The following is a 23186-nucleotide window of genomic DNA, read 5'->3' on the forward strand; positions in this document are numbered from 1 at the left end:
AACTTATTTAAAACATAGTATTTCAAAATATTAGTATTTTTACTTTATGCCAATTGATACGATATACAGAAGCACCCACTGCGAATGGGTAGATGTAGAGGCTCCTACTGCAGAAGACCTGAAATTTCTTCATGAACGATACGAAATCAACAATCTTCTTCTGGAAGATACCATAGATCCCAATCATCTTCCCAAATATGAAGAAGATGGGAATGTAAAATTCTTTCTTCTCCGTGAAAGTACTGAACTGGAAAGAAAAAACCTGAACACCATTAGTGATATCAGTACAAAAATTGCGATTTTTATTCTGGATAAAACCATTATCACCATTCACAGAATGAAAACCAGAAGTATTTCTGAAACGAAGAAAAAGCTAACGCTCACCCAGGCAGAAGTAACTCCTCAGAAAGTAGCCTTAATGATCGCAATATTGATTATGAAAAGCTTTGATGATGAGTCCATAAGCTTACTGGAAACCATGGATAATATTGAAAATGAGATCTTCCTTAAGAATACCAATCATACCAGTCAGATCCGAAGACTGTACAAACTAAAAAGAAAATCCGGGCTTAATTCAAGGGTTTTAGTTATTTCTACGGATGCCATCGACAAGTTTAAACTATTAAACCTACAGGATTCTGAAATTGTAGATTTAAAGGATAAACATAAGGATGTAGTGGCCGATTTTGATCATCTGAATATTCAGATTACCAACCTGATTTCGATGTTTCTGGCTCTTTCGGACCAAAAAGCCAATCAGGTGATGAAAGTTTTGGCCATCTATTCGGTATACTTCTTACCGATTACTTTTATTGCCGGAGTTTATGGGATGAATTTTGATAATATGCCTGAGCTTCATCATAAATATGGCTATTACTTTACATTAGGAGGTATGGCATTGGTTGTTGTGAGTACGTTTATCTATGTGAGGCGCAGACAATGGTAAACAGGATACTGCTGAATTCTATTTCCCACAGATTTTGCGGATTACACGGATGATTGTGAAAATCTGCTTACTCTGTGTATTCTGCAAGAATCCAATCTGGTACGATCTTTATGAAAGACTTTGATTTCTGCCCTTGATGTAAATCCAGAACATTATTAATCTTTATTATAAAACAATCTTATGGTTTCCAAATAAATAGTAATTTAGAGATTGTTTTACTTTCGGTTCGCAATGACGAAATGTTGTGACCAGAAAACCCGAGACTATGAAAACTGAAAACCTCAACAAAATTCTGGAAGATAATTCTCTTTCGCAGGCATCTAAGGATAAGCTTGTTGCTGTACACGGGAACATTTCTGCCAAAGAATTTTCTGATCTTTTGGATGCGGAAGGTAATCAGTATATAGAATTTGTACAGGAGGGCGGCGGAGTCTGGGGAAGCGCCTTGGTGGGCTATCTTTATGGATTGGAAATCTTTGGAATCCGTTTTTTGAAAGTGGCAGGAACCAGCGCCGGAGCCATTAATACCATGCTTATCGCAGCCTGTAAAACCAAAGAAGAACCTAAAAGTGAACTTATCAAAGATATTCTGTTCAGCTGGGATTTTGCTGATTTTATGGATGGGAAAACATATGTAAAAACAACCCTGCACGGAATGCTGAACAATAAGAATTTCTTTAGAATCAATGCTATTATTGCAGCCATTTTATTCATCATTCTTGTCAGTATTCCTTTTGCAGTTCCTTCAGAAAGCATTCTGAGCGCTAAACTGATGTTTTTAATTCCTTTGATTCCAGCGATTATCCTTTTTCTCTGTATCAAAAAATTATACAACAACTTCAGAAAAGAAAACAGCGGGCTTAATCCCGGAAATGTTTTCCTGAATACCATGAAAACTGCCCTCGATAATTTTGGAATCAAAACAGTAGCCCATCTTAATGATAAATTTGTACAAAAGGAGTGGGATCTGAACCTCAACTACCGCTATGGAAACGGGCAGGAATATTATAACATCACTTTAGCAGGTATTGAAAAAATAAGGACTAAAAATCTGGAACATATCGACCTGACAAGGTATAAAATCTATTATGACAGCGCCGTTAATAACGATTATTATAAAAACAACCCATTTTACCTTCTCCGGTCTGAATATGTTGTGATTACTACAGACATCAATGCTAAAATAAAGGTAGAATTACCTACTATGGCCAATTTATACTGGTCTGAAGAGGAACTGAAGCACATCAGCCCGGCAGAGTTTGTAAGAGCCTCTATGTCTGTTCCTTTTTTCTTTGAACCTTTTCAGAAGAGAATTAATAAGGATGAAGATTCTGTTAAATATGCCTGGAAATTCTGGATGAATACCAAAAAGGAAGACATTAATCCTGTCGGAGTTTTCATTGATGGTGGCAGTATTTCCAATTTCCCAATTGATCTGTTTCATGCGGATGACGTTTTTTACCCGAGAATGCCTCTTTTTGGGGTGCAGCTGACCAATGACTCTGATCTTCTTTCTGAAAAAGGAAAAACCAGTGAGGAAATCCTTAATACTCCTTTCAGTTATGCAGGAAATATCATCAGTACTCTACAGGGATTTAATGACAAAGTTTTTCTTACCAAACATAGTTTCTATCGCCTGTACAGCATACAAACCGTTAACTGTGGGGCCAGCAGCTGGCTCAATTTCTTTATGAAAAAAGAAGAGAAAGAAGACCTTTTCAACAGAGGCTTTCAGGCTGCCCTTGACTTTCTGAACCAATTTGATTGGGAGAAATATAAGTATGAACGTATGATGCTTACCATGAAGGAGAAAAAAATACTGAAAGAAAAAGATACGCCTACGGTGGGATAAGGATTTTTGAGTATTTTAGCTGAAAAGCAAAATCAATCATGAAATACATCTGTGAATGCTGCGGTGAAGAAAAAGAAGACTGGCCTGCATTAGCCTATAATTTCCCATATTTTTATTCCTGCTTATCTGAGGAAGAGCTAAAAGACGCTGAACTTACCTCGGATCTTTGTGTAGTTAAAACTCCTGAAGACACTCATAGATTTATCCGGACTGTTTTAGTACAAGAGGTTACTGATGACTGCAGAGATGTAGAATATGGAATCTGGGTTTCTTTAAGTGAAAAGAACTTCAATGAATATGTAGAAAATTACGACAATAAAGAATTTAAAGCAGAGTATTTCGGATGGCTTTCCACTTACTTACCTGATTATGATTATCAGGAAAGTGTTCCTACCACAGTGGTTGTTGACAATTCTATTGGACGTCCATTTGTTTTTCCACATCAAAGTTATGAACATCCTTTTGTAAGTGATTTTTACAATGGAATTACAAAAGAAGAGGCTGAAAAGAGAATCAATAGGGTTTTAAATAGTAAATAGAATGAACTGGGTTATCAGAAGTACAAAAACAGTGAAATTCCATACAAATCTTCATGAGATATTAAAACCAATTTGGAATGACCTCACAAGTTACAACTGGAATATATCTGATCTTTATTTTTTATCCGATTCTGATATCCCTATTAGCTTTGAGCAAGATTTTTTTATTTTAGATCATCAGCAGTTTGAACAGATTTATAATAGCAGAACCCAAATTATTTGGGGTATAATGGCTGCCATACCAGGTAATACAGAACCTGATGTTACATTAATTTCTACTTTATATGCTGATGATTCCAGAGTTTGGGAACCTAATCATATCTTCGTTCGGGAAAGCATGTTAGAAATTACTGCTTTTGATAGTGGATATACGATTGTAAAATTTAAGGATCAAGATCTTTCAGATAAATTTAAAGACTATTTTCAGGAACAGGCAATAGAACTACAAAAATTCAATGAAAAGTATATAAATTGAGAATGAAATCAATTTAGAAATACATTTTTTAGCCAGAATAGGAATCTATCTGAAAAAAACTCCAAATAGATTCCCATTATTTTTATAAATTATCCAAAAAATCAAGATACGTTGGAACACTTTTCTCAATCCATTCATCAGAAGAATCTCTTTCTATTCCATAATAAACGAAGGGTTCTTCATATTGTGCTTTAATATAATCAAAGGTTAGTTCATAAGGACGGAACAGTTCCTTCATAGTGTATTTGTATTCTCCGGTTGCGCTATATCCGTCTTCATCAATTCCCGCAGTAACCGCTAATGACATTTTCTTTCCTGACAGCTTATAGCCGCTGTTGCTTCCATAGGCCCAACCATATAAAACCACCTCATCCAGCCATTGTTTCAAAAGTGGTGGGCTGCTGAACCAATAAAAGGGAAACTGGAATACAATTTTATCATAAGATTCCATCAGTTCCTGTTCTTTGGCTACATTAATTTTACCATCGGGATACGCTTTGTATAATTGATGAACTGTATATTTTTCAGGATATTTTTCCAATTCTTCAATCCATCTTTTATTGATGACAGATTTTTCAATTTCAGGATGTGTAACAATAATTAAGGTCTTCATTCTATTTAAATTTCTATCGCAAAATTACGATAAGCAACATACATTTCGTACATTAGCAACCAATTGTAGGGTACTATAAAAAATGTAAGTAATGACTAAAATAAAGGAAACCTCAACTAATTTCGCTAATAAAAAAGCGCTTTCAGACGAATGTCCGGAAGTCTATACATCCAATATCATCGGTGGGCAATGGGCACTCGCCATCTGTTGCTATCTTATCAATGGGAAAATGAGATTTAGTGAACTAAAGAAACGGCTTCAGAACATTACAGAGCGTATGCTTACCCTTCAGCTTCGCAGGCTGGAGGAAGACAAGATTATTACCAGAACAGTATATGCTGAAGTCCCGCCACGGGTTGAATATGAATTAACGGAAATAGGTTATAAACTGAAAACGATTATTCTTGAGTTTGAGAAATGGGGAATAGAGCATCAATCACTTGTTCAAAAAGAAAACAACAGCAAAGAATAATATTTTTAAACTGCAAAAAGTCACAAAAGTATATTCTAAATTCTTTTGTGACTTTCACGGTTTTATATCTGAATAAAGAAGGTTTTAATTCTTTTCTATTTCTCTCCACAAAGGTTTTTGATCCAATACTTTTGCATGAATCGGGCAGGTTTCATGATGGGCTCCCTTCAGATAACCGGTGCTCATCAAAAACTCATTCACAATCTCACCACCTGTAAATTTGAAGGTTTTTTTGAACAATTTCATCCATTCCGCTAATGGTTTAGGATGATGATGCTCTATCCATTTTTCAAAAGAACCGAAATCTTTTTGCAGCTCAATGATTGTTTTTGCATTTTCAATAGCTGCATTCACCTTGAGTTTATTTCGGATAATCCCACTGTCACTTAAAAGTCTTTCACGGTCTTCTTCTGTGTAAGCTGCTATTTTTTTAATGTCAAAGTTATCATAAGCTTTTCTGAAACTTTCTTCTTTCTTTAAAACGGTTTCCCAACTTAAACCGGCCTGATTGATCTCCAGAATAAGCCTTCCAAACAGTTCATTATCATCATGAATCGGAAACCCATAATAGTGATCATGATAGTTTTTATGCAATTCTTTTCTGCTCTCAGGCTGCATTCCGTCTATGGCTAAGCAATAACTCATTAAAGTATCTGTTTTGGTTTAATGGGGTAAAGATAAGACAGGATTATGACAACTGTTAGTCAGTAGGATTTATTTTTTTGAGAAAGGAAGATGGAGGCTGGAAGATGGAAGTTAAACAAATTTGAAATTACCTCTAAAAATCTATTTAATTAATAAACTGTTTTCCAAATTACCCGTAAAATCACAATTGAAGATGTGAAAATTTCCCTTCTCCGGAGGTGGCGAAAATTCAAAGAATTTTTGACGGGGTGGTTTACAACATTCCCCATAAAAAGCTCTTTCCAATACCTCAAAAATATTAACTAGATTAGCAGCTCCAAATATTAGCCATGAAATCACTTTTATTCCTTTTACTTTCCTCATACTTAATTGCTCAGGACATTTACTCGAAAGCGTATGGAAGCCAGCAGAATCCTGCTGTTGTTTTTGTTCATGGTGGTCCCAGCGGGAATGCTACTTTATTTGAAGGAACTACAGCTCAGAAACTGGCAGATAAAGGGTTTTATGTAGTTGTATATGACAGACGTGGTGAAGGACGTTCCAAAGATGAAAATGCTACCATGACCTTCAAAGAAAGTTTTGAAGACCTGAATCAGCTTTACAACACTTATCATATTAAAAAAGCACATATTCTTGCCCATAGTTTTGGAGGAGTGATAGGTACTTTGTTTACTAATCAGTTTCCGGAAAAGGTGCAGACCCTTACCCTTGCAGGGGCATTATTCACCCAACAGGAAACCTACAATCATATTTTAAAACAAGCCAAAGAACATTTTAAAAATGATGTTGCTCAGCTACAAGAGATTTCCAAAATAGAAAATCTGGATAAAAATTCTGCTGCTTACCGAAAAAGATGCTACGAAATTGCCAGTAAACTTAATTTCTTTAACATGCCTCATCCTACTCCGGAAAGTAAAAACCTGAAAACGAAATATGAAGCTAGTGAATTCTATAGAAATAATATCAGAAACCATAACTCTCCTATTAAGTTCTACCAGAATGAACCTTTGAATAACCTTGACAATACATCCATTTTAAAAGAGATCAAAAGAAAGGGCATTCCTATTTTTGCGGTGTATGGAAAAAATGATGGAATATTCTCAGGAAGACAGCTTAACAGTCTCAAAAATATTGTCGGAGAGAAAAATTTTAATCTTATTGATAATTGTTCCCACTATTTATTTTTAGATCAGCAGGATGAATTTTTAAAATTTATTGAGCTAAAATTAAAATAAAGTGTAGTTTTGTAGGAATGTCAGACACCAGAATCCATATCAGGACATATAAAGCAATCATTACGATGCTTATACTGGTGTTTTCATTATCGCCATGCTCTGTGAAGAGAGATGTTCTTGATATTTTTGACATTCAATACATCAGCGGTTTAAATAAAGTAAAAACAACATCCGGACTTTCTTTAAACTGTGATATATCTTCTACTTCCTCTAAGATTCCCATTTCCAAAACCTATGCTAGGATTAAGCAAAAAGGATCTTTTCTGAATTTTAATGTAAGTTCAAAAAATACAGGGGAAGAAAATCTTAATTTCAATACATACTCAGGCCGTACTACAGGAAACAGCCCGCCGAAGTATATTTTATTTAAAAGACTGAAATTAAATCTGGTTTAAAACTTTTTAATCCAGAACAATCAGTTTTTTACAATACACAATATAACTTCAATGAAACATACTACAAACAGCCAGTCTTATGATCTGGCCGGATTATATACTTTATCCCTTCGAATGGTGATCGGATGGACTTACTTTTCAGCCTTCTGGCGCAGACTTATCCTTGAAAACAAGCTTATTCCTGATGAAAAAGGATACATCGGTGAAAAATTCAACCATTTTTTACCCAATGCTTTAGGCATTAAACCCATTATAGAATATCTGGTTACACATCCGGATGCTTTGCAGAGGTCCATGATGATTTTTACGATTATTGAAGCCATCGTAGGATTATTTATCATTCTTGGGCTCTTTACCCGTCTAATGAGCATAGGAATTTTTAGTCTTGCTCTGGGTATTCTTCTAGGTTCAGGCTGGTTGGGAACAACCTGTTTAGATGAATGGCAAATTGGTGTTCTGGGAGTTGCAGGAGGTTTCGTCTTGTTTCTTTCAGGAAGTGGCTCCTATTCTCTGGATAGTTATTTGATAAAGAAAGATAAAGCTTTTACCCGATCAAAATGGTTTCAGTGGCTGGGTTCCGGAATGCTGCCTATTTCCCGGCCAAAGGTTTTTGTACTCGCAGGTTCTCTCTTAATTTTTGGGCTTACTCTTTATACCAATCAATATTTCCATGGTGGTGTTTGGGGAACGCTGCATAACAAGTCTGTAAAACCTAAGCTTGAAATTTCCAATATTTCCCTTAATAATTTGGATTTAAAATTTGAGGTTTACAGAACAGAAGGAGCTGATGTATATGGTTCTTTCCTCATAGGGATTCATATTCTGGATAAAAACGGAAATATTTTAAAAGAAATCGATCATAAGGAGCTTTCAAAATTTTCCAAAGACCATATTCAAAATCATTATGTAGCCAAAGTGAAACCTGGAAAACACAGTCTTGTTATTCCATTGGGAGCTAAAGCAGATCTTAATATTAAGATTGATGATATTCTTCAAAAAGACGCGGTTCATACTTTAAAACTGATTGACATCAGCGGGATTGAATGGACGGGAAGCATAAAGTAGGTGCATAAGATTAGAAATGATTCGGGGGAACGTGATACGGGGATCGTGTTATTAGTTTATGGAGCTTCAAATCTGTTTTTTAGTCTTTCAAACAGGATATTTTGAATGTTTTTAGATTTTGGCTAAAGCCAGATGAATAGATTTTATAATGAGAGCGGGCTAAAGCCCGCTCCTTTTGATATTGATATTCGCAAGAATAATAGCTGTTTAGCAATATGATCTCTGATCTGATATCTAAAACTATTTCTTCTCTACAATCACCTCATACGTACAAGAGCTGTCCGGATCAAGTTTCAGAATTTTCATTTCAAATAAAACATCCAGTCCCATAGTATCGCATACTCCCTGTATAAAAGGTTCTATAACCGGCCACTTCAGCAGTCCTGCGATATGGAGACTTTGTGCGATTTTGTGGTAACGGTCTACTCCTTTAACCAGTAGTTCAACTCTGTGGTCATTTAATTCTTTGAAATCAAAATTATATTCGGGACTGGATGTAAAGATTGCACCTATCAAGATTTTTGCTGCTGCCGGAATTCCTGGCTGCAAATTAGATTTGGTTTCAAAATTTCTTAAAGTCATTCGGGATCCAAGATCATACATAAAGGACGTGGAAAGTTCATTCACTGCTTCTTCTCCATAAAGTTTACCTGCCTGTTTCAATAATCCGCCATAAAAGGCTCCTGTAATGTCTGAAAGGCGTTGGGTTAATTCTGTAAAAGTTGCAGGAAAAAAATCTGAGATGATCTGGTCCTGATCCATTTCAGAATGGTAAACATCATTTTTCCTGAAATCTGATAATGCCATAAAAGTTTCTGGCAATTGTATCTGGTTCATATATACATTAAGTTTTTAAGGTTATTAGTCAGTGAATATGGGATACATTATAGTAAAAAAGATTTTGTGAGTATAAATCCATCGTATTAAAAGTATATCATATCTAATCCGTCACATCTTCAACTTCTCAAAAGCAAAAAACATGGTCTCTATTGCAAAAGACATCAAAACTTCATAAGGATGTGAGAAAACAGGTTAGTATACATCAGGAGATAGTGCTCCGGATTTTACCTCCTGAAGAGGAATTCTTGAGGTGAGGGAATGTATTCATATTTTTTCATTTGGTACTGTAAAGCTAAAAAAAATAAATAAATTCTCCAATAAGTGATTTTATTTTAACAAAAGAAATGATATTTTAAAAGGTGGGACGCGGGAGACTGGAAGATGGAAGCTTTTGAAACCGAAAATTAAAGTCTTCCTCTACATAAAAAAACCTCCGGAAAATCCGAAGGTTTTAATTAAAATTTAGTGCATGGCTTCACTCAAATCTATTTTTTCTTTACTCTTTCTTTCTTTTATAAATAAGATAAACGGAATACATATTAAAAATATTACACCGAGATAAAGAAATACATCCATATAGGACAATACTGTTGCCTGTTTGGTGACAGATAGGTCAAGCATTTTATAAGCAGCATTCATGGCGGCATCGGGAGTCATTCCTTTTGCAATGAAACTAGTCTTCAAAGCTGCCAGTCTTTGCTGAACATCAAAACTGTTTACATCTAAATGGGAAATCAGATTATTCCTGTAAGTCTGGCCTGCATTGGCGATGAAAGTGGTAATGGCAGCAATCCCAAAGGATCCACCCAATTGTCTCATCATCCCTGTAAAGGCTGCTCCCTGACCAATTTCCTGACCTTTAAGAGTACTTAAAGAAAGAGACGTGATTGGAATAAACAATAATCCTAATCCGGCTCCTCTTACAATCAGCATCCAGAAAAAGGCTTCTTTACTTGTATCCGGAGTCAAGATTTTATAGCCCCAGAAGCTATAAATAAAGAAGATAAATAGTCCCAGAGATACCAATATCTGTTGTTTTGCTCCTTTTGCTAATAATCTACCGATAATAGGCATCATAAATGCTGTTGTTAATGCTGCCGGAATCATCAAAGCTCCAGACTGAAGAGCCGTCCATCCCAAAATACTCTGTGTATAAAGGGGAACTATAAATGTAGACCCATAGAGTCCGAATCCAAGTACAAAAGACATTGCCGTTCCTATCCTTAAGTTTCCATTTTTTAAAACCCTAAGCTCTACGATTGGATATTTAAAGGTAAGCTCCCTCCAAAGGAATAGGATAAATCCTAAAACGGCCGCTACAGTAAATGCTACAATCATTCCGCTTGCAAACCAGTCTTCTTCATGTCCTCTCTCCAGAATAAACTGCAGAGAACCTACGGTGACAGCTAGCAATGCAATTCCTATCCAGTCTACATCTGAAACTTTACGTTTTTCGGCATATTTTGGACTTTTAACAAACTGAAGGGTCATTAAAGTCGCTGCAATCCCGATGGGAATATTAATATAGAAAATATAGGGCCAGCTGAAATTATCAACAATATATCCTCCTAATGGCGGGCCTAACGTAGGACCAATAATTACCCCTAATCCGTAGATAGCCTGGGCCATACTTCTTTTTTCAATAGGGTAAGATTCCGTGATGATTGTCTGTGATGTTACCAGAAGGGCTCCGCCACCAATTCCCTGCATCAGTCTGAAAAATACCAGTTCCCAGATATTCGTTGCATTTCCGCAGAGGAATGAAAATATGGTAAATATGATAATGGAAGCTGCAAAGTAATTTCTACGCCCGAACTGCTGAGAAAGCCAGCTGGTCATCGGTACGATAATTACGTTTCCGATTGCATAGGCAGTAATCACCCAGCCCACTTCTGAAAGTGTAGCTCCCAGGTTCCCCTTCATTTCATTAAGGGCAACATTCACAATCGTGGAGTCCACAATCTCAAGCAGAGCACAAAGAATTGCTGTGATTGTAATAATCACTCTTCGGGCTCCATATTCTACTAATGAATCTTGCATAAGTTTTTTATGATGTTAAAAAATCAATGATCACTTTTGTTTCGAAAGTGAATCATGAATTGTAAAGCAGCCTTTTTTGTATTGGCCACTGAGTGAATTCACAATTACCTGTAATTTTTATTGACTTTTAACAATTTTAAGTGTTATTTCAATGAAACCTCAGCCTTCACATTCATCCCCGTTCTTAATCTTTTTGCAATATTCTTATCAAGATTTACAAAGTCGATTTTTATAGGAAGTCTCTGAACTACTTTAACGAAGTTTCCACTTGCGTTATCTGGAGGGAGAATAGAGAAAGTAGCACCAGTAGCAGGAGAGAATGAGCTTACTACTCCATCAAATTCCTTATCAGGGAAAGCATCAATCTCAATTTTCACTTTCTGCCCTTCTACCATTTTATCTACCTGCGTTTCTTTAAAGTTAGCCACTACCCATTTCTGGTCATTTTTAACCAAGGCAAATAGCTGAGCTCCTGCCTGAAGGTACTGACCCGCCTGTGTAGATACTTTTCCAACATATCCGTCTTCCGGAGCCAGAATTACCGTATATGATAAATTTAATTTAGCATTTTCTACATCTACTTCTCTTTGTTTTGCTACTGAACTCGCAACACTGATCTGCTGAGAGCTTGCCGCCGTCTGAGAAGAAGCAATTGTAGTCTGCTGAGCAATTTGGTTTCTCTGCTCTACCAATACCTGCAATTGTTTATCTGCAGATTGTTTTGCTGCTAAAGCCTGCTCATATTGCTGCTCTGTAATAGAGTGATCTTTTACAAGATTCGCGTATCTCTTTAAGTCCTGAGAAGTCTTCCAAACGTTTACTTTTGCTGCTTCAATCTGTGCATTAGCCGTTGCTACAGCTGCTTCAGAGCTATTGATGTTTTTAGAAGTAGCGGTAGTTGTAGCTTCTGCAGTAGAAATATTACTTTTAGCTGTCATTAAAGCTGCTTGTGACTGATCCAGCGCCATCTTCTGATCTCTGTTATCTAAAATCACAAGAGTATCCCCTTTCTTAACGAACTGGTTATCCTTTACTTTTACCTCAGCAACATATCCTGAGATTTTAGAAATTACCGGTGCCATATTGGAAGCAATCTGAGCATCGTCTGTCTCTTCATGGTACTGTCCGTAGCTATATGCTCTGTAACCGTAAATACCACCTCCGATTACTACGGCTGCTAAAATGATAGGAAAAACTAAACTTTTTTTCTTTTTAGTTTCAACTGCCTGTGTATTATTATTTTCCATTTTGGTTTCGATCTGATTATTTAATTGTTAAAGTTCCTGTTGTTTGTAATAATTTTCTGTATGCTAAAGCCGCGTCTGCCTTTGCATTGATTACGCCAACGTTAGCGGCAATCTGAGCAGCGTCTGCATCCAATAATTCCGTCATGGTTGCAAGACCGTTGTCATATTTATTTTTTGTAATTCTGTAGTTTTCATTAGCCTGTTCAGCAGATTTTTCGAAAACAACAATTCTCTTTTTAGAAAAGTCGGTATTCTGATATTCTCTGTTCACATCAAGCTTAATATTATCATTCAGTAATTCATCCGTAGCGGCCAACTGCTTTTCTCTCGCTTGAGACTGTCTTAATGATGAATTTTCTTTCCAGATATTGGATAGATTATAAGAAATTCCAACTCCTACATTAATCGCATTATATACGGTAAGAAACTTAGGAATATCTGCTGCTACATATCCTCCTGTGAATGCTATTGACGGAAGGTTTTCCGCTTTAGCAGCCTTTGTTCCCAATTCCGCTGCTTTTCTCTGCTGAACTAAAGCCTGAAGATCTTTACGGTTTTCTCTGGCTTCATTTACATAAAAATCAACCGGTTTTACCTCTGAACCTTCTTCAATATAGTTCTGGTCTACTTCTAATTCTGTAGTTTCAGGAAGCCCTAATAACAAGTCCATATTGATGTTGGCAATATTATAATTGTTTTTAGCTTCAAGCAGTTGAAGTTCGATATTAGAAGTCTGAAGATTGGCCTTTAATCTATCATTTCTGGCAATTAATCCATTGTTTTCCATTTTAAGGAAAGTTTCGTCTCTCTTTTGAGAAGCAACAAGATTTTCTTCAAAAACCTTGATAGACTGATTGGCTTTAAACAGGTTATTATAAGCTTGGGCAACATTATAAGCAATGGCAGTTTTGTCATTTTCAGTACTTAATTTTGATGCTTCAACCAGATATTTTGCCGACTGAATTCCGTATTTAATTCTTCCACCACTGTAAATAGGTACACTAAGGTTAGCGGAACCATATACTACCTGATGAATTTCCGGACCTCCTGCTGCCCCTGAAGCGCCACCAAGTTTAATATCAACGTTGGGTTTCATCGGAAGATACATATAGCTTCCTGAAATCTTTAATTCCGGAAGCTGTCTGTTTTTAGCTTCCAAAAGATCAGCGGTAGCCTCCTCGATCTTGGCTGCGTCGATCTTGAGATTCTTGCTGTTCTGGATTCCCAGCTGCACAGCTTCGTCAAGAGAAAGGGTCTTTTTCTCCTGAGCATTTGCATTTGCTATTCCTACGAATAGTGATAATGCAATCACTGAGTTATTTATTCTCTTCATAACCTAAAAGGTCTTTTAGTAAATGTTTTATGTGTTTATTAAGTTCTGTATAAAATTTTTTATCAAAAACATCCTCATCATCTGTATCATTCAGGAATTCCTTATACATTTCCTTGGCATTGAATGCATAAAATAAAGTTCCGCTTATGGTGGAATGAAACAAATAAATAGGAGGATTCTTTGTAAAAATGCCACTCTTCAGCCCGCTTTCCAGTATTCGGGAGTACATGGTGAGGAATGCCATTTTGGTTTCTTTCAAAAACTCGATGATCTGCGGATTGCTGGTATGAAGCTGTTCCCGCTGCATAATCCTATAAAAGCATTTCTGAGTTCTTATTCTGTTAGAAAACTGATCTATTATTTTTTCAATCTTCTCCCAATCATTCAGGTCTGTTCTTTCTACAATATCCCTTGAGAAAAACTGTCCTTCATTCATTCTGTATTCAACCAATTTCTCATAAAGCTTTTCTTTCGATCCAAAATAGTAGGAGATCATAGAGATATTCACATTTGCTGCTTTGGAGATTTCACGGGTTGAAGTTCCATCGAAACCCTTTTCAGCAAAGAGCTTTTCAGCAGCAAATAATATATTTTCTTCTTTTGAAATCATATCACTTCCATTTTTTCAAGGGGCAAATTTACATAAGTTTTTCATAAAATCAAACGATTGATTGATTTTTTAATACAGATTTAATTTATATTTACAAAAAACTAAATGTATGGGCCTATTTGATTTCCTTTTTAAGAGAAAGAAAAAAAAACAGACAAATGAAGTAACTATTAAAAGGGAGTCTCCGTTTGAAGAAACCAACACTCCAATTAATGAAGAGATATCCGTTCCATTAGAAGAGACTATCACCCGGATTACTGAAGAAACCAATATTACATTAGAGGAAGAGATTCCTGCTGCTGTAGAAGAAACCACTTCCCCGTCCATCAATGAAGACGGTAATCGTTTCGATCTTGAAATTGTTGAAGCCTTCAGAAGATTTCATTCTGATCCAGAACTTGATACTAACATTGAAATCAAAGATATTATCCAAAACGCCCACAAGACTCATAGAGATCTTTTCAGAGAATGGACAGACATTCAGTCGAAATGGGATCGCATGTCTTTATTCTATCGTTTCTGGGATCAGTCTCAGCTTAAAAAGCTTGAAGACTGGCAAGTGATTGAAAGGTTTGTAAAAGACCGCTATCCTAAAAAGGCCCTTCAATATTTTGAAAAAAACATGTCAGACAAAAGGCATTTCACTAAGGAAGAACTGGTTTCGCTTTCAAAACTTCACCGCGTATTGCTGGATAATCCTACCGCAAAAGAATATATTGAAACGGCTTATCACAATCACCCTGAAGATGATGCTGTAAAAGTAGAATATGCAACAGTTCTCCATATCATAGGAAATCATTCTGAAAAAGAGCTTTCTCATCAGTTGTTTCATGAAGTATTAGATAAAAAGATTCTAAGAAATGATACAAAATCTGTTTTTGATTGTTTCAAATTCTCTGAAGGCTATACAGACTCTTCTATTTTCGCTATGCTCTATTTAATGAATACGGAAGCTGATAATGATACCTGGGACTATATTGCTGAAGAATATTACTACTGCCCTGTTTTCAGATACGAACATGCTGTGCAGTTATCACAAACTGAAAATCCTATGAGAGCTTTGGCAAAGCTTACTTCTTTAAGTCAGGAATTCCCATGGTTCAGAATTGCTCTTGAAAGTACCATCGGTAATATTAAATCGATGCGAAAACAGCTCAACAATCCTGAATTTATGGAACGGGAACTCCAGGAATTCCAGATATCATTAAAAAATTTATAAGATAAGCGAAAAAGTATTACATTTAGTCCTTAAAAATTTTAGATCATGAAAAAACTCATCTCAATTCTTGCCATCGGTTTATTTACTTTCAGCTATGCTCAGGAAAAACCTAAAGAAGCTGGCTGCTGTGCTGGGAAAGATAAAAAAGAATGTTCTGTAAAGGATAAAAAAGCATGCTCAGATGCTCATCACAAAGGGTGTGATGCAAAAGTGAAAACAGCAGAAAACGCTCCAAAAGATAAAAAGACTACCACAGAAAAGAAGGCAGCTTAAATCACAATACAGCTAAACAATAAAAACTCCGGAAATTTCCCGGAGTTTTATTTTATTTACTTTTATGAATATATCTTGATAATTTTATCCCAAGGTCTGTCCAGACGATTTTAGGATTTCCGTTTCTGGTAAGATGCAGATCTGCTGTGCTAATCTCTTCCAGAATACTTTCAATATTGGCTCCACTGATAAATTTTGAAAAGCCTGCCCAGTTGAAACCATTGGCATCAATCTTTTTATACACCAGATTTTCCGACTGATAATTCTGAAGAAGCGCCAACCTGAAAATCTCAGAACAGTAATTTAAAAAGTTCTTCTGTTTTTCTCTGTTCCAGCCAGCAATTTCTCTTGCCCAGGAAATAATGCTTCTCAGATATTCCGGTTTCTTCTTTACCATAAAGGCATCGCGAACCCATTGTACAAAAAATTTTTCAAATTCGTTGCTTTTGTCTCCTGAGTTCAGCAATTTTATTGCTTCATTAAGATTTCCTTGCGCCTCATGAACAATTTCTCTTACTTTTTCATCAGTAACAGAGAAATTCTTCTTTAAATATGCTGCAATATCTTCATCATGAACTCTTGGAATTTCTACGACCTGAGTACGGGAAAGTATTGTTGGTAAAATATCATTGGTACTTTCTGCTGTAAGGAGAATAATGGTTTTTGCCGGTGGTTCTTCTAGAAATTTCAAAAATTTGTTGGAAGCGGCTATATTCATTTTATCAGCTCTCCAAACAATCAGAATTTTGGTTCCCCCTTCAAAACTTTTTAAAGAAAACTTCTGGTTCTGATCATCAACTTCATCTGCAGAAATAAAAAGCTGTTTGTTTTCTGATTCTAAAAAAGCAGTCCAATCATCATAGCTTGCATACGGAGAAGCCTGAATCATTTCCCTGAATTCTTCAAATTTATTTTTACTTAAAGAGTTTCTATTATCTGTAAATACGGGAAAACTGAAGTGCAGGTCTAAGTGATTAAGGTGTTCTACTTTTGAAGCAGCATGTTCATTTTCCTGGCTTAAAATCTCCTTAGCATACGCCAACACCATGGGTAATGTTCCGTAACCTTCCTTTCCTACGAAAAGCTGGGCATGGCTCACTCTGTTTTCGGCAATGCTTTCTCTAAGAAGTTTTTTCAGATTTTCCTGTCCGGCGATGTTCTCCCAATTCATGTTTCAAAGATAAAAAAACTGGAGAAGAATTCAGAGTTAAATTTATAGAATGGTGAATTCTTGCCTCAACAAACTGGAAAAAGAATGGGGGAATAAAATAAATTAGCAATGAAGCAAACTGACAGTTTCACTTTAACTTAAGTTTCGTGGATGGTCAATTCTTGCTTCACAAAATGAATGATGAATACATGATAAAGGAAATTCATGAACAAAGTTGATTGACTCATCATAATTTCTATCCATACAAATAGTGAATTATAACATTAAATTATACAAATGGAAAACAAAGTAAACTCATGATTCACAATTGACACCAATAATATATAAAGATTAAAAATTCCCCATTATACAGCCCTTAACAAACTTTAACCACATATAATTTTTACAATTCATTAATATTTAAGATATTTGCGCATTATTTTAAAAATAAAGAATGAAAAAAATCTTTGTAGTATCATTCATATCAGTTGGATATTTTCTGAATGCACAGAGTCTAGGTAACTCTCCGTATGCAAAATATGGAATTGGGGATGTAAAATATGATAATACGATCGAAACGGCTTCTATGGGAGGTATCTCTACTGCTTTTATAAGTGATTTCACCAGTAATTTCAACTTTGCCAACCCTGCAAACAATGCTAATTTCGAACTTACTAGTATCAAACTGGAAGCTACTAACGAAAACAACTATTTCAAATCGAATTTTAACGATATGAAATCTACAAAGCATTCTACGTATCTTTCTAATATTTCATTGGCATTTCCTATTTCCTCAAAAGTGAAAATGGGAATTAGCTATCAGCCATATAGCTCTAAAAGCTATGATATTCTTAGTCAGCGTAAGGTAGATGGTACTATTGTTGACCAAAACCAATTTAAAGGGAATGGTACTTTAAACACAGCAGCTGTGGCTTTATCTTATAAGATTAACCAGGAATTCTCTGTGGGAGCAAGAGCTAACTTATATTTTGGAGACCTGTCTGATCTTACTGAGTTCAGTTCTGCAGGATCAGAGTATATTGCAGGATATGAAACTAAAAACAGAATCAGAAACTTCAACTTTACCTTAGGTACTAGCTATCAGAAACTGAATCCCCGTACTGATAAAAAATTAACGATCGGAGCTACAGCAACTTTCGGTAATATTGGTAATATGACTACTGAATATACCAACAGCACTTACAGATATGCTGACGCAGCCGGTACAAAAGCAGATATCAATCAGATTGATTATAAAGAAAGCAAATCTAAAAACCTTCTTCCATTACAGGCATCCGTAGGGGTTGGATATGGAAGTGAGAACCATTGGTTCCTTTCCGGGCAGCTTGATTATAAAAAAGGAGAAGATATTTCTTATTTCGGAAATACTTTCAGCTTACAGGACACTTACAGAATTTCTGCGGGTGGATGGTACTTACCTAACTATAACAACTTCAGAAGCTACTTCTCAAGGGTAATCTACAGATATGGGGCTTTCTATGAAAGAGGAAACCTTAAACTTGAAGGTAACAGCATCAATAAGTTCGGTATTTCTGCCGGAGTTATGCTTCCATTCAAAAACAGTAGTATAACAAGAATGAGTGGTTTAGAGATTGGTGTAGAAGTAGGTAAAAGAGGTACTCTTCAGAACAACCTCATCAACCAGAACTTTATCAACCTGAAAGTCGGCTTCAATTTTGCTGATAAATGGTTCAGAAAGGCTCTTTATAACTAGAATGAATTTTTCAAAAAAAATAGTATATAAAAATATAGCATATCTTCTTAGTTGTGCTATATTTTTTATATTGACATCCTGTGAAGAGGATCTTACCAAAAAAAATGGAAATAACAGCAAAAACTTTCCTTCACAGATCATTAATAACGCGAATATCATACAACGTGATTCCGGATTTATAATCCTTAAGGCCAAAGCTGCTATTATCGAAAAATATGAGCTGATTGACAGCCCTTATACGGTAGCCAGAAAAGGTATTGATATTGAATTTTTTGATAAGAAAAAACCAAAAACACCAGGAACAATTAAGGCTAAATATGCCAAGTTTTTTGATTACAAAAAGTTTTACGAAGCAAAAGGTAATGTAAGAATTACTACCAACGAAGGGCAAAAATTTGCCATGCAGAGTGTGTATTGGGATCAGATAAAAAAAAGAATCTATACCAAGGATACCGTGTATGTAACCATGGAAGACGGCTCTACATTGGTGGGTGCCAATGGAATGACTGCCAAGGATGATTTTTCGGAATATACTTTCTATAACAACTCAGGAGACTTTAATTCCAAAAGACTTTCTGAAAATAAAAAATAGCTTTTGTTACCATGAAAATGCTTGCCATTGGACTTATGTCCGGAACAAGTTTAGACGGGTTGGATATCTGTCTTGCTGAATTTGAAAAAAAGGACAAATGGCATTTTCAGATCCTGAAAGCAGAAACCCTGCCCTATTCTACCGATTGGGAAAATAAACTAAGAAATTCTATTCATCTTTCAGCAACGGATCTTTTAGAGCTGCATGCCGATTACGGGTTTTATCTGGGACAAAAAGTTAAAGAATTTATAGAAAAGCATCAGATTGAAAATATTGACCTGATTGCCTCTCATGGCCATACAGTTTTCCACCAGCCTCAAAGAAAATTCACCCTTCAGATTGGAGATGGCAGAGCCATTAAAATGGCAACAAAAATACCGGTTCTCTATGATTTCAGAAGTCAGGATGTATTGATGAAAGGAAATGGAGCTCCTCTGGTTCCTATAGGTGATGAACTTCTTTTTTCACAATATGATGCCTGTCTTAATCTGGGCGGATTCTCAAATATATCTCTTATTTCAGAAGGTAAAAGAATTGCCTTTGATATTGCTCCTGTGAATATTGTCCTAAATTATCTGTCTCAACAGCTGAATAAAAGCTTTGATGAAAATGGTGATTTAGCCAGAAAAGGAGAAGTAAATGAAACATTACTGAATCAACTTAATTCTTTAGAGTTTTATCAACAACCTCATCCTAAATCATTGGGAGTAGAATGGTGTCATCAACATATATTTCCAAAGCTTCAAGATATAAATCCATTGGAGGCTCTGGCTACCATTTCAGAACATATTGCCCAGCAAATTTCTAAAGTTATTAATGAGAATAGCATAAAGGATATTTTGATCACCGGAGGAGGTACTTATAACACCTTTTTAATAGAGAAAATAAAAGAAAAAACTGAAGCTAAGGTAATTATCCCTGAAAAGAACATCATCGAATATAAGGAAGCTTTAATCTTTGCATTCATGGGTGTTTTAAGAATGAACAATGAAATTAATGTTCTGTCTTCCGCTACTGGAAGTATTTCCGACCATTGTTCTGGGGTAATCGCTTAGATAAAACTTCATTAATCTTTTACTTTAACAGCTTATTCTTTAATACAGCATTCATAATTCTCATTGTAAGTGGATCGCTTTATATTCTCAATACTATAGCTACCCAAAATTTTGTATTTTTAACTCGTCTTTAGAATGAGAAGAAATGGCATCAGTCACAAAAATTAAAACGTATCATTTTCTCCCACATAAATATGGCTTAGAACTGCTATTGGATATCGGACGTATCGAAACGCTGAATCATTATGTATTAGACAAGACACTGCATCAGCTCAGCTTCTATGAAATTATTTTTATCGAAGAAGGAACGGGAACTTTTACATTGGATGAAAATAAAATCCCAATAAGTTCTCAAACAGTTATTTTCACAAGTCCCGGACAAATTCGTTGCTGGGAAATTGAGGAGAAAGTAAAAGGCTACACGCTATTCTTTGACAAAGACTTTCTGCATCTTTTTTTCTCGGATGAATTATTCCTGCATCGCTTTCAGTACTTTCATCAATATTCACGCCCCACTGGGATGAAGATATCAGAGGAATCATTTGGAAAATGTTGGGATCTTTTACGTGGAATAGAACAGGAATTCACACAGCTTCAGAATGACAGTAATCATTTAATCCGATCATTTTTATATCAATTGCTTGTCATTCTCAACCGATTTTATGCCAATGTTTATGATGTACAAAGAGATACCCATGTGCACTCAGATTTCTATAGATTCCGATCTTTACTGGAAAAGAAATTTGTGAATGACAGAAGCGTTGAAGCCTATTCAAAAATGCTTACTATCAGCCCGGGGTTTCTTAATAAAATCTGCAGACAATTTAGTGGATTATCAGCTCAGCAAATGATCCATTATAAGTTGATTTCAGAAATAAAGAAACAGCTTTATCAAAATAAATCTGCAAAAGAGATTTGCTACGAATTCGGCTTTTCAGATCCATCTAATTTCAACCGTTTTTTCAAAAAGCTTACAGGCATTACTCCTCAGCAATACCGGAAGAATCTATAAATGACCTTTTTAAAAATAAAATGACCTTTTTACAATATAAAACTGTTCTTAATTTTACAAAAAAAGGGAAATGACAAAACACGCATTTAGTTTTCTATTGTTAATGCTAGGAATATCTTTAGTACAGGCAGAACAATTATATGTTAATCCTCAGACAGGTAACGATACCTATTCCGGGACAAAAACACACCCGTTAAAGACACTTCTGGAGGCGGCAAAACGGGTGAATGTAAACAAAGAACCGGAAGCAACCACTATCATTCTTTCGGAAGGTGTCCACCTGCTCACTCAAACTGTTATATTCACTAATGATAAGTATACTCTTAAAAACCGACTTGCCATTCGTGCCGATGTCATGCCTGATGATGCAGACTGGACGCCTCAAAAAATGCCAGTTGTAGTAACGGTAGTTCCTCTAGAACCTGGGATAGGTGGACAAGAAGCAAAAGGCATCCAACCAGAGATTAATCATGTAACAATTGAAGGTCTTCGTTTTGCAGGCAGTCCTGATTACTCTTATATGGATGGTACTAATCTGCGTCGCTCCTATCCTATTTGGCGTGATGGAAAAAGTCTGGATGATCTGTTGATAAGCCAATGCCTGTTTGCCGGAAATGCAGATGTATTACCGCTGCACGTGGGAGTTATTGCCAATGGTTATGGACTCGTTATCGATCATTGTGTTTTCTTCAACTGTAAAATTCCTGTTGTTTTTTGGAAAAACGATGGAGGAAGCGGCAGCCGTAGTGCTATGCGCTATTCGCTGGTCTATGGCGGTTATTTCTGTGGCGTTTGGACAACACAAGGAACTCATGGAGACGAATTCGATTTTCATCATAACATTATAGCTAATACAAATACTGTATGGATTAGAGAAAAAGGCAGTAAACGCAGATACAAAGCTTCCGATAGTATTTTTGCCGGATATACCAAGCTGGCTGGATATGGAAATGGCCCGCTAAGCGACAGTGATGCAACTTCAACCGATTTTTTGGAAATGAACAATGTACAGACTACCGGAACCATAACCATTGAAAAAGATCAGGGTAAACGTAATTATCTGCAATTAGCAGAAGGTTCGGCAGGTTCGAATTTAAAAGCTGGGCTTTTTAAAAAGAATCAGTAATAACGTAAAAAAACCTTCATTTCTGAAGGTTTTTTTATATATTATTTATAGGCTTCGATCTTATCTGTCAATGTATTGATAAAGTTCTGTAATGGCTTTTCAACCATCATTTTGATGAACGGATTGAATTTTCCTTCAAATAACATCTGAACTTCTGTCTGATTCTCATTGATCGGATTTAAAGTAGCCGTTAAAGAGAAATCTAAACTTGAGCTTGCAGATTTTAATACTGCTTTCTGATCGTCTACCTCATCTATTTTTAATGCAATTTCCGGCATTCCCTGTAATCCGAATTTGAACCCGTTATCTCTCGTTTCAAATTTCTGAAGACCGTCCGGCATGAAATCTTTGTAATTTTCAGGAGTTTTCAATAATTCGCTTAGCTCCTTGGATGATTTATTGACAATAATTTTTCGTCCTTCTAAATTCATTTTTTTATTTTGTATTTAAATTCTTATAAAGATAAGGTTCTTTATATTTACGATAACAACAAAATTATAAAAAAAAACTACAAAGACGTTATCCGAAGCATACTTTTAAAGGTTGAACCTTCTTACTGATGAGAATTCATGGTGAATCAATTTTATAATAGGATAAATTTTATGATTAAATCCATTAAAACATTCAATAGTACAAGTTTTGAAATCAGAAATAAAACAGCATACAGCTATTATACTTAATTTAATGGAAAGAATATTATCCGAAGTAAACCAAACA

The 23186-nt window shown here is 35.7% G+C and carries 24 protein-coding genes; 15 read left to right on the forward strand and 9 right to left on the reverse strand.

Going from position 1 to position 23186, the window contains the following annotated elements; translation table 11 throughout:
- Positions 1-46: 46 nt before the first annotated feature.
- From CHSO_RS18915 to CHSO_RS18930, 4 genes are all read left to right on the forward strand, one after another.
- Positions 47-946 carry a CorA family divalent cation transporter gene (locus CHSO_RS18915; protein WP_045499483.1) on the forward strand — a complete coding sequence of 300 codons (900 nt, stop codon included), beginning with the start codon at positions 47-49 and terminating at the stop codon, positions 944-946.
- A 265-nt stretch (positions 947-1211) separates the two neighbouring features.
- The gene (locus CHSO_RS18920; RefSeq protein ID WP_045499486.1) at positions 1212-2798 is read left to right on the forward strand and encodes a patatin-like phospholipase family protein; all 1587 of its coding nucleotides are present in this window, start codon (positions 1212-1214) and stop codon (positions 2796-2798) included.
- Between the two features lie 38 nt (positions 2799-2836).
- Complete coding sequence (locus CHSO_RS18925; RefSeq protein ID WP_045499489.1) at positions 2837-3337, forward strand: DUF2199 domain-containing protein; 501 nt, start codon at positions 2837-2839, stop codon at positions 3335-3337.
- Position 3338: 1 nt separating this feature from the next.
- Entirely contained in the window at positions 3339-3812 is a 474-nt protein-coding gene (locus tag CHSO_RS18930) for a hypothetical protein (protein WP_045499492.1), read from the forward strand.
- Between the two features lie 82 nt (positions 3813-3894).
- On the opposite strand, the gene CHSO_RS18935 is transcribed toward CHSO_RS18930, so the two are convergent.
- Positions 3895-4425 (reverse strand): NAD(P)H-dependent oxidoreductase, encoded by a 531-nt coding sequence (locus tag CHSO_RS18935; RefSeq protein ID WP_045499495.1) that lies wholly within the window; start codon positions 4423-4425, stop codon positions 3895-3897.
- Positions 4426-4516: 91 nt separating this feature from the next.
- Here CHSO_RS18935 and CHSO_RS18940 point away from each other — a divergent pair, with 91 nt between their 5' ends.
- Entirely contained in the window at positions 4517-4897 is a 381-nt protein-coding gene (locus CHSO_RS18940; RefSeq protein WP_045499498.1) for a winged helix-turn-helix transcriptional regulator, read from the forward strand.
- An 84-nt stretch (positions 4898-4981) separates the two neighbouring features.
- Here the strand turns inward: CHSO_RS18940 and CHSO_RS18945 are convergent, their stop codons facing one another.
- Positions 4982-5542, reverse strand: a complete 561-nt coding sequence (locus CHSO_RS18945; RefSeq protein ID WP_045499501.1) for a DNA-3-methyladenine glycosylase I — start codon at positions 5540-5542, stop codon at positions 4982-4984.
- A gap of 329 nt (positions 5543-5871) precedes the next feature.
- On the opposite strand from CHSO_RS18945, the gene CHSO_RS18950 reads away from it, so the two are divergent.
- From CHSO_RS18950 to CHSO_RS18960, 3 genes are read left to right on the forward strand one after another with little or no spacing between them, the layout of a single operon-like run.
- Positions 5872-6777: an alpha/beta hydrolase gene (locus CHSO_RS18950; RefSeq protein ID WP_045499504.1), complete on the forward strand. Its 906-nt coding sequence runs from the start codon at positions 5872-5874 to the stop codon at positions 6775-6777.
- A 17-nt stretch (positions 6778-6794) separates the two neighbouring features.
- Positions 6795-7172: a hypothetical protein gene (locus CHSO_RS18955; RefSeq protein WP_045499507.1), complete on the forward strand. Its 378-nt coding sequence runs from the start codon at positions 6795-6797 to the stop codon at positions 7170-7172.
- A gap of 51 nt (positions 7173-7223) precedes the next feature.
- Positions 7224-8237 carry a TQO small subunit DoxD gene (locus CHSO_RS18960; protein ID WP_045499510.1) on the forward strand — a complete coding sequence of 338 codons (1014 nt, stop codon included), beginning with the start codon at positions 7224-7226 and terminating at the stop codon, positions 8235-8237.
- Positions 8238-8477: 240 nt separating this feature from the next.
- Here the strand turns inward: CHSO_RS18960 and CHSO_RS18965 are convergent, their stop codons facing one another.
- From CHSO_RS18965 to CHSO_RS18985, 5 genes are all read right to left on the reverse strand, one after another.
- Positions 8478-9074 (reverse strand): hypothetical protein, encoded by a 597-nt coding sequence (locus CHSO_RS18965; protein WP_144428987.1) that lies wholly within the window; start codon positions 9072-9074, stop codon positions 8478-8480.
- 465 nt (positions 9075-9539) lie between these two features.
- Positions 9540-11117 (reverse strand): DHA2 family efflux MFS transporter permease subunit, encoded by a 1578-nt coding sequence (locus tag CHSO_RS18970; protein ID WP_045499516.1) that lies wholly within the window; start codon positions 11115-11117, stop codon positions 9540-9542.
- Positions 11118-11260: 143 nt separating this feature from the next.
- Positions 11261-12364 carry an HlyD family secretion protein gene (locus CHSO_RS18975; protein WP_045499520.1) on the reverse strand — a complete coding sequence of 368 codons (1104 nt, stop codon included), beginning with the start codon at positions 12362-12364 and terminating at the stop codon, positions 11261-11263.
- Positions 12365-12380: 16 nt separating this feature from the next.
- The gene (locus CHSO_RS18980) at positions 12381-13697 is read right to left on the reverse strand and encodes a TolC family protein (protein WP_045499523.1); all 1317 of its coding nucleotides are present in this window, start codon (positions 13695-13697) and stop codon (positions 12381-12383) included.
- The gene (locus CHSO_RS18985; RefSeq protein WP_045499526.1) at positions 13681-14307 is read right to left on the reverse strand and encodes a TetR/AcrR family transcriptional regulator; all 627 of its coding nucleotides are present in this window, start codon (positions 14305-14307) and stop codon (positions 13681-13683) included. The genes CHSO_RS18980 and CHSO_RS18985 overlap by 17 nt, the downstream gene beginning before the upstream one ends.
- A 109-nt stretch (positions 14308-14416) precedes the next feature.
- Between CHSO_RS18985 and CHSO_RS18990 the strand changes: the two genes are divergently transcribed.
- Complete coding sequence (locus CHSO_RS18990) at positions 14417-15526, forward strand: hypothetical protein (protein WP_045499529.1); 1110 nt, start codon at positions 14417-14419, stop codon at positions 15524-15526.
- 45 nt (positions 15527-15571) lie between these two features.
- A complete protein-coding gene (locus tag CHSO_RS18995) occupies positions 15572-15799 on the forward strand; it encodes a hypothetical protein (protein ID WP_045499532.1) in 228 nt (75 codons plus the stop codon).
- A 52-nt stretch (positions 15800-15851) separates the two neighbouring features.
- Here CHSO_RS18995 and CHSO_RS19000 read toward each other — a convergent pair whose 3' ends face one another.
- Positions 15852-16970 (reverse strand): ATP-binding protein, encoded by a 1119-nt coding sequence (locus CHSO_RS19000; protein ID WP_045499536.1) that lies wholly within the window; start codon positions 16968-16970, stop codon positions 15852-15854.
- 433 nt (positions 16971-17403) lie between these two features.
- On the opposite strand from CHSO_RS19000, the gene CHSO_RS19005 reads away from it, so the two are divergent.
- From CHSO_RS19005 to CHSO_RS19025, 5 genes are all read left to right on the forward strand, one after another.
- A complete protein-coding gene (locus CHSO_RS19005; RefSeq protein WP_045499539.1) occupies positions 17404-18684 on the forward strand; it encodes a hypothetical protein in 1281 nt (426 codons plus the stop codon).
- A 1-nt stretch (position 18685) separates the two neighbouring features.
- Positions 18686-19276 carry an LPS export ABC transporter periplasmic protein LptC gene (gene lptC, locus CHSO_RS19010; protein WP_045499541.1) on the forward strand — a complete coding sequence of 197 codons (591 nt, stop codon included), beginning with the start codon at positions 18686-18688 and terminating at the stop codon, positions 19274-19276.
- An 11-nt stretch (positions 19277-19287) separates the two neighbouring features.
- A complete protein-coding gene (locus tag CHSO_RS19015; RefSeq protein WP_045499543.1) occupies positions 19288-20331 on the forward strand; it encodes an anhydro-N-acetylmuramic acid kinase in 1044 nt (347 codons plus the stop codon).
- 145 nt (positions 20332-20476) lie between these two features.
- Positions 20477-21343: an AraC family transcriptional regulator gene (locus CHSO_RS19020; protein ID WP_045499545.1), complete on the forward strand. Its 867-nt coding sequence runs from the start codon at positions 20477-20479 to the stop codon at positions 21341-21343.
- Positions 21344-21413: 70 nt separating this feature from the next.
- Entirely contained in the window at positions 21414-22469 is a 1056-nt protein-coding gene (locus CHSO_RS19025; RefSeq protein WP_045499547.1) for a hypothetical protein, read from the forward strand.
- A gap of 41 nt (positions 22470-22510) precedes the next feature.
- On the opposite strand, the gene CHSO_RS19030 is transcribed toward CHSO_RS19025, so the two are convergent.
- Positions 22511-22900 carry a hypothetical protein gene (locus CHSO_RS19030; protein WP_045499550.1) on the reverse strand — a complete coding sequence of 130 codons (390 nt, stop codon included), beginning with the start codon at positions 22898-22900 and terminating at the stop codon, positions 22511-22513.
- Positions 22901-23186 lie beyond the last annotated feature (286 nt).

The sequence above is a fragment of the Chryseobacterium sp. StRB126 genome, assembly GCF_000829375.1.
Taxonomy (GTDB): domain Bacteria; phylum Bacteroidota; class Bacteroidia; order Flavobacteriales; family Weeksellaceae; genus Chryseobacterium.